Source organism: Stutzerimonas stutzeri (assembly GCF_038561965.1).
GTDB classification, from domain to species: domain Bacteria; phylum Pseudomonadota; class Gammaproteobacteria; order Pseudomonadales; family Pseudomonadaceae; genus Stutzerimonas; species Stutzerimonas stutzeri_AA.
On sequence record NZ_CP139348.1, the window covers coordinates 3,385,697 to 3,398,926 of the forward strand.

The following is a 13,230-nucleotide window of genomic DNA, read 5'->3' on the forward strand; positions in this document are numbered from 1 at the left end:
GCGCGCTGATCAGGAAAGCGCGCTATCGATCACCAGCGCCACCTTCCCTGAAACAGTGTTGCTAGCGAGCGCGGCGAATGCGGCCTCTACATCTGCGATGGCGAACGTCTGCTCCAGGCGCGGCGAAAGCTTGCCCTGGGCAAATAGCGGCCAGACCTTCTCCTCCATTTCCGCCAGCAGCCCCGCCTTGTAGTCGGCATCACGACTGCGCAACGTAGAGCCGATCAGCTGGATGCGCTTGGCCAGCAGTCCGCCCAGATCCATCTCGGCTTTGCGGCCGCCCATCAGACCAATCATCACCCAGCGTCCGTCCATCGCCAGCAGCTGCGTGTTAAGCGCCGCGTACTTGGCACCAACGGGATCGAGGATCATGTCGAACGGAGCGAAATCTCGCAGCGCCTCTAGCGAGTCGCCACGCAGCACTCCACCCTGCGCACCCAACGCTTCGCAGTAGGCCAACCGCTCTGCCGAACCGACACTGACCCAACAGGGATTGCCGAACGCCTTACACAGCTGGATCGCCGCCGAACCGACGCCGCTGGCACCGGCATGCAGGAGCACCTTGTCGCCGGCCAACAACGCGCCAAGCCGATAGAGATTCAGCCAGGCCGTGGCATAAACCTCAGGGATCACCGCAGCCTCATGTAGCGACAACCCCTCAGGAACCGGCAGTGCGTGGCGGGCATCGACCACTACCTCTTCAGCCATGCCGCCGCCAGCCAGCAGAGTGCATACCCGATCCCCCACCTTCCAGCGGCTACGACCATTTACCTCGGCAACCACACCTGCGCATTCCAGGCCCAGGATGTTGGTCACACCCACAGGCGGTGGATAATGCCCGGCACGTTGCAGCAGGTCCGCACGGTTCAGCCCTGCGGCGGCAACACGGATACGGACTTCGCCTTCCGCGCATACCGGAGCCGGTCGTTCGGCCCAATCCAGATGCCCCTCGATACCTTGCAATGCCTTCATGCTGCCTCCATAGTGGTTCCTATCTTTGCCCACCCAACTGATCGCTCGCTGGCCTTCTTTGACCACCTTTACCATCGGGCTTGTGCTTTCCACCGCCGGACGGAAAACCGAACCGGCGCCTACTTTAGATGGCCTAATATGCGTTATTCCCTAGCCTTACGTCGCCCCCAAGCCATGAAACGTACGCTGACCTGCACCATTCTCGCCGTCCTTTTCGGACTTAACGCCTCCCTGGCGATGGCCAAAGCCGTCAGCACGCCGGAGAGCTGGGACTACCTGCAACCCGATCGAGACCAGGTGATCGCCAGCCTCAATGTCGTCGAGTTGCTCAAGCGCCATCACTACAACAAGCCTCCGTTGAACGACGCGCGCTCGGCGAAGATCTTCGACAGCTATATCCAGATGCTCGACCCTTCGCGCAGCTACTTCCTGGCATCCGACCTCGAAGAGTTCGGCAAGTGGCGCAACCAGTTCGACGATTTCCTCAAAGGAGGCAATCTCGAGCCAGGCTTTGCCATCTACAAGCGCCACCTGGAACGGTTGCAGAATCGCCTCAACTACGCGCTGGGCCTGCTCGGCAAAGGCGTCGGCAGCTTCGATTTCACCATCGATGAAGAACTTCTGGTCGATCGCGAAAAAGCCGCATGGGCCAAGAATATGGCCGAACTCGACGACCTGTGGCGTAAACGCGTCAAGGACGAAGTACTGCGTCTGAAGCTCGCCGGCAAGGAGCCCGAAGCCATCGAGGAACTGCTGACCAAGCGTTACAAGAATCAGCTGGCACGCCTGAACCAGACGCGCGGCGAGGATGTGTTCCAGACCTACATCAACGCGTTCGCCCAGTCCTACGATCCGCACACACAGTATCTGTCTCCGGACAACGCGGAGAACTTCGACATCAACATGAGCCTGTCGCTCGAAGGCATCGGCGCGGTGCTGCAGAGTGACAACGAGCACGTCAAAATCGTGCGCCTTGTTCCGGCAGGCCCCGCCGAGAAGAGCAAGCAACTGGCGCCAGCAGACAAAATCGTCGGGGTTGGCCAGGCCAACGACGAAATGGTCGACGTCATTGGCTGGCGTCTGGATGAAGTGGTCAAACTCATCCGCGGCCCGAAAGGCTCCGTCGTCCGCCTGGAAGTCATCCCGGCGAGCAATGCGCCGAATGATCAGAACAGCAAGGTCGTTGCCATTACTCGCGAAGCAGTGAAGCTGGAGGAACAGGCAGCGAAGAAGTCGGTGCTGGACCTGGAGCATCAAGGTCAGAGCTTCAAGCTCGGCGTGATCGAGATCCCTGCGTTTTACCTTGACTTCAAGGCACTGCGTGCCGGCGATCAGAACTACAAGAGCACCACTCGCGACGTGAAGAAACTGCTCTCCGAACTGGAGGCCGAGAAAGTCGACGGTGTGGTCATCGACCTGCGCAACAATGGCGGCGGCTCGTTGCAGGAAGCTACCGAGCTCACCGGCCTATTCATTGACCAGGGCCCGACCGTACTCGTGCGCAACAGCGATGGCCGCGTGGATGTGCTCGCCGACGAGCAGACCGGCGTCTATTACAAAGGGCCGCTGGCCGTTCTGGTCAATCGCCTGTCGGCATCCGCGTCGGAGATCTTCGCTGGCGCCATGCAGGATTATCACCGCGCGCTGATTCTCGGCGGCCAGACCTTCGGCAAAGGCACCGTGCAGACCATCCAGCCACTCAACCATGGCGAGCTGAAACTTACGCTGGCGAAGTTCTACCGTGTATCAGGGCAGAGCACGCAGCATCAGGGCGTAATTCCCGATATCACCTACCCGGCGGATGTCGATACTAAGGAAATTGGCGAAAGCGCCCTTCCCGAGGCCTTACCGTGGGACAGCATTCGCGCCGCCATCAATCCGGATATGAACCCGTTCAAGCCGTTCCTTGCTGAGCTCAAAGCTCGCCATGAGGCACGCACTGGTGAGAACCCGGACTTTGTGTTCACCCGCGACCGGCTCGCGCTTGCTCAGGAACTGATGCACGACACCACCGTCAGCCTTAATGAAGATAAGCGCCGCGCTCAGCAGGCGGATATCGAAAAGCGCCAGCTGACGCTGGAGAACGCGCTGCGTCTGGCCAAAGGCGATGAGCCACTGGCCAAACTGGAGAAGGAAGACGAAACCACGCCGCATAAGGAAGTGGATAAGCTCAAGCCAGAAGATGATGCGTACCTCTCCGAAAGTGGCCGTATCCTTCTGGATTATCTCGGGCTCAGCTCGGCAATGGCCAAGCACTGACAGTAGAAAACGCACCCAATGTCATCAAAATGACATCACTGCGTCGTGAAATGAAGGGCCACTCTCGTGGCCCTTTTTTTTCACACCAGAGATATCCATGACAGTCACCGAGCAGTTGAGCACGCTAGGACACATCCTTGCTCACGGCGACATCACTACGCTGTTCCAACCCATCGTCTCGCTCTCGGAGCGGCGCATCCTCGGTTATGAGGCTCTCAGCCGAGGGCCATCTAATGGCCCGCTGCATTCCCCGATCAATCTGCTCGCTACGGCGCGCCATGCTGGCCGTCTTAACGAACTGGAGATGACCTGCCGAGAGACCGCGTGCCGGCGCTATAGCCAGGGCGCCTTGCGCGGCAAGCTGTTTCTCAACGCATCACCGGAAACCTTGCTCGATGCAACTCACAAGCCTGGCCGCACGCTTGAGCTGCTGAATGCCTACGGCATTTCCGCTGACAACGTGGTCATCGAGCTAACCGAACAGGCCCCCGCTGACGATCTCGAGCTGCTGGACAAAGCGCTTCACCATTACCGCTCGATGGGCTTCAGCATCGCGCTCGACGACCTCGGTGCCGGTTATTCGAGCCTGCGCCTGTGGTCCGAACTGCGACCCGACTATGTGAAGATCGACCGCTATTTCATCGACGGCATCCATCTTGATCCGGTGAAGCGCGAGTTCGTTGAGTCGATCCTGAAGATTGCCCGCACGTCACGCACCCAGGTCATCGCAGAAGGTATAGAGCTGCCCGAAGAACTGGCGGTGCTGGCCAGCATGGGTGTCGATCTGGTTCAGGGGTACCTGCTGGGACGGCCACAAGAACTACCTGCACTGGATATCGAAGAGATCCTGCCTTCAGCCGAAACCCAGCAGAGCAGCTTCGCCGAAGAGTCTTGTAACCTGTCCGCACTGCTCATCCGACAATTCTCCATGACAGCAGATCGACCGGTCGCGGAGTTGCTTGAGGCATTTCGCATCCAGCCCAATCTGAACTCGATTGCGGTAGTGGACGCCGAGGCGCGACCGGTCGGCATCGTGCACCGCAATCTCATTTCCGATGCGCTACTCAAGCCCTTCGCCACGGATCTGCTGGCGCGCAAGCCGGTCAGTCGGCTGATGAGTACCGACTTTCTCGCAGTCGGGCTCGAGCAATCCCTGCAGCAAGTCAGCCGCCTGCTAACGAGTCGTGCTCGTCAACGTATCGAGGAAGATTTCGTCATCACCCAGGCTGGCAGTTATCACGGCGTAGGCCGCGTCATCGACGTCCTTAGATTGATAACCGAATTGAAGGTCCAACAGGCGCGCCATGCCAACCCACTGACACTGTTGCCCGGAAACGTGCCAATACAGCAATGCCTGACACGCCTGTTGCTGCAGAGACGTCAGGCGCTGGTCTGTTACGTCGATATCGACAACTTCAAGCCTTTCAACGACCTCTACGGCTACGGCAAAGGCGACGAAGTGCTGCTGTGTCTCGCGCAGTGCCTGAACGATCGGGTCGACGCGCGCGTGGATTTCGTTGGCCATATAGGAGGTGATGATTTCATGCTGGTGCTGGGCGCCCTCGACTGGGAACGGCGCATCGAACAGCTGCATCATGATTTCATGCTTCGCAGTAAGGCGTTCTACCTGCGAGAACATCTAGAGGCCGAGTGCTTTGTCTCAACCAGTCGGGACGGACGAAAACAGCGCTATGCCTTGTTGTCGCTGTCGATCGGGCTCGTCAGCGTGCTTCCGGAGCACACCGACCGCCTGGATGCGGGCAGGCTTGCAGCATTGGCGTCGGAGGCCAAGCGTTACGCAAAACAGGTAAGCGGCCCCAGTTCTCATCTAATCGACGCAGGCGAGCCACCGATGGATGCTTACAGCCCCAGCTGCGCGGCCCTCGCCTTGTAACGGTCTGCCTGCGAGGCATCGGCGGCCAGGCCGTGACCTCCGGCGCGATAAAGCTGCTCAAGCCGAACCGCCGCCAGAGGATGGCCCGCCTCGGCCGCCTTGGCCCACCAACGAGCCGCCTCGTTGCCATCGGGCCCGTGTGATGCGTCTTCGCTCAGGCTGACGACACCCATCTGGTAAGCCGCCTTGGCATCGCCGGCCTTGGCCGCCAGCCGCAACAGCCGGACACCCTCTAGCTTGGCGCCATGACCACGACCGCGGAAATAGAGAATGTGGCCGTAGAAGCTCTGCGCACCTACGTTCCCAAGGGCCGCCATTCGTGCGAATTGTCCTTCCATCCAACGCCAGAGTTTCGGCTGCTGCACCGCAAAGTGGGACATCATCAACTTGCGTGCGGCGAAATAACCGAGCCTCGCGCGTAGCCGCCCCAGCATCAGACGTCCTCCGGATAGTTGAACTCGAACACGCGCGCCACTTCTCCAGCATGCCACGAGGCGGCTGCGGCACCATCAGCGGGCCCGGAGAAGCGCCCTAGTTGCGAAGCGCACTCGAAGAAGCCTGTGCGGGGCAAACGACTAGCGCCCTGGCTGATAACCAGCGCACTGCGCAACGGCCGCTCGGCACGGGCATCCAGCGCGGCAAGATGCTCCAGGGCAGCGGTCAGCGTCTGCATCGCAGGGGTGGGTAGTTGAAGGCGCTCGACCAGCGCCCGGTAGGTTACCAAATGCCGTTGGCGGCGCGCGGCATCAAGCTCACAAAGCAATGCCAGCCAGTGTTGGCGGCTGATGGATACTGACGTCAAGCGTCATCCTCCCAACCGGTGATTTCCAACGCGCGTGCCAGCGCGCGGCGAATCGCAGCATCGGGCTCGCGCTCCCCTGCCTCGATCAACCCAAGGTACGCCGGGCTGATACCTACCGAGCGCGCCAATACTTCCAGCGTCAGGCCTTTGGCCTCTCGCAGGAGTGGCAGTTGACTCAGTACGGGGCGTGGCTGGCCAGCCGTAGGCACAGAGGCTGCGGCCGTCGGAGGCCGGACTCCGACAGCGTTGAGAAGTGCCTGGTACTCGTCCCATGGCAGAACGGCGTATTCCGGCGAGCCGTCACGCATGATGACCTGAACATTCATCCGTATTCCCCTGGCGTCCTCGATCAGAGGCGGAATCTTAACAGCCCTCGACGCTCCTTGAAGCTACCAACCTGCCGCATGCGACAGGGAATCGGGATCAGTACCGCAAATGTGCGATCAGTATCGACAAACGGACGAGCGATGCATGCCTACCTGAGTTCGAGCTATTAGTCGCCAGCCTTGGGCTCGTCCAGCGCAGGCAATCGCAGAAGCGCGGCTTGGCGGTCGGCCGATTGCGCCTGTTTCCAAACTCTGAATGCGTCCAGCTCTCCGGACCATTTGCGCATCACCCAGCCCAGTACGGCTAGATCATCGACAAATCCAAGGCCAGGCAGCCAATCGGGAATCGCATCGATGGGCGATAGGAAGTACAGCAGGCCCGCAACGATCGCTATCAGCGCGTTGGGGCTGACGGCCCGATACTCACCACGCCACCATGCCACGCAAAGCGCTTGTAGTAGCGCCAGATCATCTCGCAGGCCTTTTAGCAATCCTCGCTTGGACGATGACTTGCGTGCCACTGCGAGCAGCAACGCGGGAATTTTCCCCCGCTTGATCAACCTCTGGGCGAGCGGCAGATATCTGAGCAAATTCCAGGGAGCCTTCATCAAACACCTTCTAGCCTGCGTCATCCGTGACCTTGGGGATGTTATCCACCGAACCTGTGGATAACCTTGTGAACAGTTTATGGATGACTGCCGCAAATGCCCCATCTACGGGGCTGCCCGACAGATCGACGCTTTTTTATCCAGCCAGGTAAGCTCTTTTAAATCAGTATCTTACGAAGCTGTGAAAACTGAGCGTCTGCGCCGGGGCAGGAATCGGATATTTCTATTCCGAATGTGCATAACCGAGGATTGTCAATGGCTTTACAAGCACTTTGACTAGTGGCTGCACAGGGGGTTCGGCCTATCGATGGACAAGAGGCCGACCATTGCGATCGGCCTCTGCACGGCGTTACTGAACGCTGAGTTGGCCGCGAATCTTTTCCAGAGTGGCCGAGCCAATCCCTTTTACCTCGAGCAGCTCGTCTACCGAACTGAACGGGCCATGGTCGTCGCGATAATCGATGATCGCTTTGGCCTTGGTGGCGCCGATACCTTTGAGTTCACGGGTAAGCGTGACGGCGTCGGCGGTATTGAGGTTCACTGGTGCCTGGGTGATGGCGACAGCCGGCGCGGGCAAGGGCGCGGGCTGCGATTGCGTGGCTGCATGGCCACTGAGGGACAGGCTGGTAAGAACGGCAAAAGCCGCAGCAGCAATAAAAGCTTTGTTCATGACGATGTCCTTATCTGAGGGATTTTCTACGCGGGACTTCCTGCTCCGCGTCAGCCAATCTAGCCGCCTCCCCGCCAATGTCAAAAGCGAGGGTGCATTTTTGCAAACCTCGTCATGTTCCTCAGCGCATGGCGTTGAACAGGTTAAGGCCGCTGATTTTGACGTAGCTCTGCTGTGCCGCCTCGAGAATGATGGTCTGGAACGAAAGTCTTGAAAGCGCCTCCGCATAATCCAATTCGCGCAACTCGGCCTGGACAGACTTGTTCACCAACGCAACGTCCTCGTTATCGGTCTGCGTTGTTTCGATTACATTGAGCCGTGCGCCGATGTTTCCGCGGGCTGCATCTACGCTTCCCATGCCGTAATCGAGATTGGTCAGACTCACCGCCACGGAATCGCGGATGTCTGCGTTGCTAGACGCCGGGTTTTCCAAAGTCTTGCGAAGATTGGCGATCGTGTCGAGGATGCCCTGCTTTTGTACGTTGGCATTAAGCTGGATTTCTGCCGACTGACCTTGAGCCTGAACACCATCGAACTTAACCATAACGCCGCGGAAAACAAGCTCGTCGGCAGTTTTTTCATTCCCGTCGACAACTCCCGAACCGATGACCTGATCTGGATCGGCATAGGGGTCGGCAAAATCTGCTGGTGGGTTGGCCCGGTCGTAAATGATGTAATCGGTATCAGACGTGAAATAAATGCCCACGCCCGCGGCTGGGAATGCCGGATTTCCCGCAACCGCTACCTCATCCTGAACTAGCGGCGCGGAAACGCTCAAGGTCGAACCGGGTAAAACCTGATAGCGCCCTGCGTTGGTAACGTTTTCGAATACCGCTTTACCGTTATCGCTGATGGCTATATTCAGCGAGCTGGCGATTTGCAGTTTTCTCTGCCCTTCATCGCCCTGATAACTATAGCTACCATCGCCCGTGCGCACGAACGGCTGCGTTTTGCCCTGGAAACCAGAAAACAGGTACTCGCCTCGTGCGTTACGGGTGTTCATCAAAGACAGCAGCTCGTCCTCGCGCTGAGTCAGCTCAGCGGAAATGGACTTACGATCTTCTGCGCTCAGCGCTCCGTTGCCAGCCTGCAACGCAAGCTCCCGTACACGATGCAGCACGGTATACGAAGACCCGAGCGTGACCTCTTCTTGGGTGAGGCTATTCTTGGCGGCGGTCAGGTTGGAGTTGTACTGGCTCAGCACGTTCTGTTGCTGCTCCAACTGCAACAGCCGCACCGACGCAACCGGGTCGTCTGCCGGTGTGAGAAGGCGGTTGCCCGTGCTGATCTGCTCTTGGGTACGGGTCGCGTTGGCATAGTTGCGCTGCAACCCGGCGACACCGTTGTTGAATGCTTGCACGGTAGAAATGCGCATATGACGAGCCTATTACCTGAAGGAGCTGATCAATGTATCGAACAAGGAGCGCGCAACTTGAATGATCTGAGCCGAAGCGTTGTAGTACTGCTCGAACTTGATCAGATTAGCCGCTTCCTCGTCCAGGTTCACAGCGGACAACGAGTCCCTGTTGTCGGTGGCCTGCTTGAGGATCGCGCCGGTCGCGTCGCTGTCCATGCGTGCCTGTGCAGTCAAGGTGCCGACGCGCTCGACCAGCTCGCCGTAGCCATCGGTGAAACTGAAACCTGAACCAACAACACCGGCCGTGACGCCTACGGTCTGCTTTGTTTGCAGGTCGACCAGCTTCAAAGCGTTACGGTTGTCCGAGACGCCGCTCCGATTGTATTCCAGCGTAAATACATCTCCTGGCCCAGGCCGACCGCTGAACGCTTGGGAAATCTCCACAGTGCTGCCACCTGAAGAGATGGTGTAGTTCAGCGTGTTGTTTTGTCCCGGGGTCACATTCAGCGTAGCAGGCGTAATGGTTACACCTGCTGGGGCGCTCAGGGTCAACGTTCCATTTGGAGAAGGCGCGACGGGGGCAGCATAGGTCATTGAAACCGGTGACAGGTTCTGCAGATCCAGCGGAACCAGAGGGTTCTGAACGTTTTCGATCGAAGGCTGGCCAATTACCCCGTTCCCGCTGTTCTGCAGCTCGGCTTTGGCGCGCACCGGTGCTGCAAACGCCAGCTGATCAGCTTGATCAAGCGTCGCCTTGATCTCAGATGCGCCACGACGAGTGGGCTGGAGGCTGAACTTATCACCAGGAGCCGGCAGCGGATCGTCCATAACAATCTGGAATCCCTGGTTGCGGCCATCCCTGTCAGTGATCGACAGCGTGCCGGCCGGACTTTCCGTGGTTGTCATTAGCTGGTTATCGCTAAGGCGCCGTACCTTGTAGCCGCTACCGTCATATTCCATCAGGTAGTCGCTAGTGCTGAGCTGGCTGGTATTGGTGATATTCAATACCGGCTGCGCATTGCTATTGCCGGAAAACGCAGTGACGCGCAGCTTAGCCAGCGCCGGATCGTTGTAGTTACCAAACAGCGCCGAGCCAACCTCACCCTTGAGGTCCAGCCCCTGTCCCAGCTGGGTATTCACTTGATCGCTCACGGCAAGCGCGAGCCGGCCAAGCGAATTCATGGTGGAATCCAGAACTTCCTGGCGATACCGAATCAACCCGCCCAATTCGCCACCGGTAACCTGCGAAGTAATGCCCTGACGGGAGCCGCCACTGATGAACTGTACTTCATGCCGATTCGGGTCGCCCTGCCCTGGCACCACTTCCAGCTTGGCCACCGCGGTTCCCACCACCAGCGGCTGGCCACTGCCGATGAAGATGTTGAAGCTACTGTCATCCTGAGGAACCACCGTCACACCGATATAGCCCGACAACTGGCGCACGGCCTCGTCGCGGGCATCGAGCAGATCGTTCGGCTGCTTACCGTTGGCTGCCGCGAGAGCAATCGCCTCGTTCAGGCTACCGATGCTGCCAGCCAGCCGGTTTACCTGATCGGTGACCGCGGACATTTGCTTGTTGGTGAAATTGTTCTGCTCAGAGAGCCGGTCATAGACGGTGTTGAACCGCCGCGCCAAACCCTCGGCCTCGGCCAACACCAACTGGCGCGCCGGGATGTTCGCAGGGTCCTCGGCAGCGGTCTGCAAGGCGGAGAAAAACTTCTGCAGCGAGGGTGTGATACCCGTGGTGGTGCCGGCCAGCAATGAATCGAGTTGGTTTATCTGACTTTTGTAAGCCTCCACATCACCGCTCAGCGAGGTGCTACTGCGCAACTGGCTGGTGAGAAATTCGCTATAGCTGCGGCGGATGTCGACCAACGTGGTTCCCGACCCGATATAGCCCGCACCACTGAACTGGGGAGACCGAGTGGCCTGGGTCGCATCCTGACGGCTGTAGCCAGGCGTATTGACGTTGGTGATGTTGTGGCCGGTGATCGACAGCTGGGTCTTGCTGGCAGCCAGGCCGGAAAGGCCAATGCTCAATAGGTCAGCCATGGTTTAGCCTCTGGTCCGCATCGCGGGCACCGAATTCGCGTCGGCAACGGTCTGGTAGGTCTGCATCTTGCGCGCGATCTGGCTGATCTTGCGGGCGTATTGCGGATCGGTGGCATAGCCGGCTTTCTGTAGTTCTTTGACGAAACGCTCCGAATCACCGGTGTTGCTCGCCACCTGGATCGCGGTCCGATAGCGGTCGTTGTTTTCCAGCAGGCTGACGAAGTCGTCGAAGCTCTGCTCGAATGAATCGTAGGCGCGAAAGCCCGCCTTCTCGCGGGTCGCCTTGCCATTGACGTATTCGGTCGTCATTACGGTGGCAGACTCGCCCTTCCAACCGGTCGCCTTGATACCGAACAGGTTGTGGCTGTTACTGCCGTCCTTCTGGCGAATCATGGACTTGCCCCAGCCGGTTTCCAGCGCGGCCTGTGCAACCAGAAAGCGTGGTTCGATCCCAAGGCGCTCGGCAGCCTTCTCGGCCATTGGCAGCATGGTGGCGATGAACTCCTGGGAGGAACTGAAGCGCGTCCTGCTTGGCGCGTTCGGAGCACTTTTCTCCACGCCATTTACCGTCAGCGGCTTGTCCGTGGGCGGCACGAACGCGGTGGCCGGCTTCCAGTCCACGTTAACCAGCGGCTGCACGGTATCGCCCGCCGGCGGAACGGCAGTCGCTGACACGTTGGCAACCTGTCGGTCGGCAAGCTTCCCAGGCAATGCAAGCCTGCGCTGGTTGAGCAGCCTTGAATCATCTCGCGCGGATTCAGCACCAGCCGCCGGCTTGCTCGGCCAGGCTGCGCCCTCGGTCTGCGCAACCTGGGCAAACGGATTGTTGCGCGTCACCGTTTCCGTCTGCTTGCTCAGCTGGCGCACCAGCACATCCGCCAGCCCTATGCCGCCACCTTCCTTGGACAGGCTGACTGACAGCTGCTGATCGTACATGTCCTGATATTGCTTGCTGGCCTGGCTGTTCAGCGGGTTGTCCTTGGCCAGCACCTCGGTAGCCGCACGCATCGACTTGAGCATCTCATTGAGAAACAGCGACTCGAACTCCTGCGCGACCTTGCGCACGTTCTCCTCGCCGTCGCGATCTTTGCCGACCTTGAGCTGACTGAGGCGATTGAGGTCGTTGTAGCTGCCGCTATCGAGACCGCGCGCTCCACTACCGAGACGATTTTCCATATCGCTACCCTTAGATCACGATCAGGTCGGCTTGCAGCGCGCCGGCCTGCTTCAAAGCTTCGAGAATGGCCATCAGGTCACTGGGCGCAGCGCCCACCTGATTCACCGCTCGGACGATTTCATCCAGCGTGGTGCCTGGGCCGAACTTGAACATAGGCTTGGCTTCCTGCTCGGCTTTGACCTTCGAGTTGGGCACGACCACGGTCTGCCCATCCGAGAAGGGTTCCGGCTGACTCACCAGTGGTTCCTCGCTGATGGTCACGGTCAGGCTGCCATGAGTGACGGCGGCAGGCTGAACCCGAACGTTCTGGCCGATCACAATGGTGCCGGTACGCGAATTGATGATGACCTTCGCCACGGCTTGGCCAACCTCAACCTGAAGATTCTCCAGAATCGATAGGTAGTCCACACGCTGGCTTGGGTCCAGCGGTGCAGTCACGCTGATCGATCCACCATCCAACGCCTGCGCCACGCCTGGGCCAAGCAGATCATTGATCTGGTCGACGATATTCTTGGCCGTAGTGAAGTCCGGACGATTGAGGTTCAGGGTCAGCGTGTTGCCTTGGTTGAAACCACTCGGGACCGGTCGCTCGACGGACGCTCCACCGGGTATTCGGCCAGCCGACGGTGAATTGACGGTAATCCGTGAACCATCCGCGCCGCCAGCATCAAAGCCCCCTACCACCAGGTTGCCCTGCGCAATGGCGTAGACGTTGCCGTCGATACCCTTCAACGGGGCCATCAACAGGCTGCCGCCACGCAAGCTCTTGGCATTGCCAATGGACGAGACGGTGATATCGATGGTCTGGCCTGGTTTGGCGAACGGCGGTAACTCTGCATGAATGGACACCGCAGCCACGTTCTTCAACTGGATGTTGCCACCCGCCGGCACCTTGATGCCGAACTGGGCCAGCATGTTGTTGAAGGTCTGCACGGTGAAGGGCGTCTGGGTGGTCTGGTCACCACTACCGTTCAACCCGACGACCAGGCCATAGCCGATCAGCTGGTTGCTCCGTACACCATGGATGGTCGCGACATCCTTCAGACGCTCAGCCTGTGCGCCAGCACAGAGCGTGAGCATACCCGCGAGCAGAAGCAGTTTTTTCCACATGAC

General features: G+C 59.2%; 12 protein-coding genes. 2 read left to right on the plus strand and 10 right to left on the minus strand.

Annotated elements, in window-relative coordinates; all coding sequences use genetic code 11:
- Positions 1 to 9: 9 nt before the first annotated feature.
- Positions 10 to 972: an NAD(P)H-quinone oxidoreductase gene (locus tag SM130_RS15375; RefSeq protein ID WP_102825171.1), complete on the minus strand. Its 963-nt coding sequence runs from the start codon at positions 970 to 972 to the stop codon at positions 10 to 12.
- 174 nt (positions 973 to 1,146) lie between these two features.
- On the opposite strand from SM130_RS15375, the gene SM130_RS15380 reads away from it, so the two are divergent.
- Together SM130_RS15380 and SM130_RS15385 are read left to right on the plus strand one after the other, a co-directional pair.
- Positions 1,147 to 3,231 carry a carboxy terminal-processing peptidase gene (locus SM130_RS15380; protein WP_102825170.1) on the plus strand — a complete coding sequence of 695 codons (2,085 nt, stop codon included), beginning with the start codon at positions 1,147 to 1,149 and terminating at the stop codon, positions 3,229 to 3,231.
- Positions 3,232 to 3,328: 97 nt separating this feature from the next.
- A complete protein-coding gene (locus SM130_RS15385; RefSeq protein WP_102825169.1) occupies positions 3,329 to 5,125 on the plus strand; it encodes a bifunctional diguanylate cyclase/phosphodiesterase in 1,797 nt (598 codons plus the stop codon).
- On the opposite strand, the gene SM130_RS15390 is transcribed toward SM130_RS15385, so the two are convergent.
- From SM130_RS15390 to SM130_RS15430, 9 genes are all read right to left on the minus strand, one after another.
- Positions 5,092 to 5,559: a hypothetical protein gene (locus SM130_RS15390; RefSeq protein WP_102825168.1), complete on the minus strand. Its 468-nt coding sequence runs from the start codon at positions 5,557 to 5,559 to the stop codon at positions 5,092 to 5,094. The genes SM130_RS15385 and SM130_RS15390 overlap by 34 nt on opposite strands.
- Positions 5,559 to 5,927, minus strand: a complete 369-nt coding sequence (locus tag SM130_RS15395; RefSeq protein WP_102825167.1) for a hypothetical protein — start codon at positions 5,925 to 5,927, stop codon at positions 5,559 to 5,561. The genes SM130_RS15390 and SM130_RS15395 overlap by 1 nt, the downstream gene beginning before the upstream one ends.
- Positions 5,924 to 6,253 carry a helix-turn-helix domain-containing protein gene (locus tag SM130_RS15400; RefSeq protein ID WP_102825166.1) on the minus strand — a complete coding sequence of 110 codons (330 nt, stop codon included), beginning with the start codon at positions 6,251 to 6,253 and terminating at the stop codon, positions 5,924 to 5,926. The genes SM130_RS15395 and SM130_RS15400 overlap by 4 nt, the downstream gene beginning before the upstream one ends.
- A 167-nt stretch (positions 6,254 to 6,420) precedes the next feature.
- Positions 6,421 to 6,861, minus strand: a complete 441-nt coding sequence (locus tag SM130_RS15405) for a YkvA family protein (RefSeq protein WP_102825165.1) — start codon at positions 6,859 to 6,861, stop codon at positions 6,421 to 6,423.
- 349 nt (positions 6,862 to 7,210) lie between these two features.
- Positions 7,211 to 7,531 (minus strand): ComEA family DNA-binding protein, encoded by a 321-nt coding sequence (locus SM130_RS15410; protein WP_102825164.1) that lies wholly within the window; start codon positions 7,529 to 7,531, stop codon positions 7,211 to 7,213.
- 121 nt (positions 7,532 to 7,652) lie between these two features.
- Positions 7,653 to 8,906 (minus strand): flagellar hook-associated protein FlgL, encoded by a 1,254-nt coding sequence (gene flgL, locus SM130_RS15415; RefSeq protein WP_102825163.1) that lies wholly within the window; start codon positions 8,904 to 8,906, stop codon positions 7,653 to 7,655.
- A 12-nt stretch (positions 8,907 to 8,918) separates the two neighbouring features.
- Positions 8,919 to 10,940: a flagellar hook-associated protein FlgK gene (flgK, locus tag SM130_RS15420; protein ID WP_102825162.1), complete on the minus strand. Its 2,022-nt coding sequence runs from the start codon at positions 10,938 to 10,940 to the stop codon at positions 8,919 to 8,921.
- Between the two features lie 3 nt (positions 10,941 to 10,943).
- Positions 10,944 to 12,116, minus strand: a complete 1,173-nt coding sequence (flgJ, locus tag SM130_RS15425) for a flagellar assembly peptidoglycan hydrolase FlgJ (protein ID WP_102825161.1) — start codon at positions 12,114 to 12,116, stop codon at positions 10,944 to 10,946.
- Between the two features lie 10 nt (positions 12,117 to 12,126).
- Positions 12,127 to 13,227 (minus strand): flagellar basal body P-ring protein FlgI, encoded by a 1,101-nt coding sequence (locus tag SM130_RS15430; protein ID WP_102825160.1) that lies wholly within the window; start codon positions 13,225 to 13,227, stop codon positions 12,127 to 12,129.
- Positions 13,228 to 13,230: the final 3 nt, after the last annotated feature.

Excerpts from the sequence above, each read along its gene's own strand:
- SM130_RS15400 (WP_102825166.1), bottom strand. The coding sequence starts at position 6,253 with ATGAATGTTCAGGTCATCATGCGTGACGGCTCGCCGGAATACGCCGTT.
- SM130_RS15430 (WP_102825160.1), bottom strand. The coding sequence starts at position 13,227 with ATGTGGAAAAAACTGCTTCTGCTCGCGGGTATGCTCACGCTCTGTGCT.
- SM130_RS15410 (WP_102825164.1), bottom strand. The coding sequence starts at position 7,531 with ATGAACAAAGCTTTTATTGCTGCTGCGGCTTTTGCCGTTCTTACCAGC.
- SM130_RS15375 (WP_102825171.1), bottom strand. The coding sequence starts at position 972 with ATGAAGGCATTGCAAGGTATCGAGGGGCATCTGGATTGGGCCGAACGA.
- SM130_RS15390 (WP_102825168.1), bottom strand. The coding sequence starts at position 5,559 with ATGCTGGGGCGGCTACGCGCGAGGCTCGGTTATTTCGCCGCACGCAAG.
- flgJ (WP_102825161.1), bottom strand. The coding sequence starts at position 12,116 with ATGGAAAATCGTCTCGGTAGTGGAGCGCGCGGTCTCGATAGCGGCAGC.
- SM130_RS15405 (WP_102825165.1), bottom strand. The coding sequence starts at position 6,861 with ATGAAGGCTCCCTGGAATTTGCTCAGATATCTGCCGCTCGCCCAGAGG.
- flgL (WP_102825163.1), bottom strand. The coding sequence starts at position 8,906 with ATGCGCATTTCTACCGTGCAAGCATTCAACAACGGTGTCGCCGGGTTG.
- flgK (WP_102825162.1), bottom strand. The coding sequence starts at position 10,940 with ATGGCTGACCTATTGAGCATTGGCCTTTCCGGCCTGGCTGCCAGCAAG.
- SM130_RS15385 (WP_102825169.1), top strand. The coding sequence starts at position 3,329 with ATGACAGTCACCGAGCAGTTGAGCACGCTAGGACACATCCTTGCTCAC.
- SM130_RS15380 (WP_102825170.1), top strand. The coding sequence starts at position 1,147 with ATGAAACGTACGCTGACCTGCACCATTCTCGCCGTCCTTTTCGGACTT.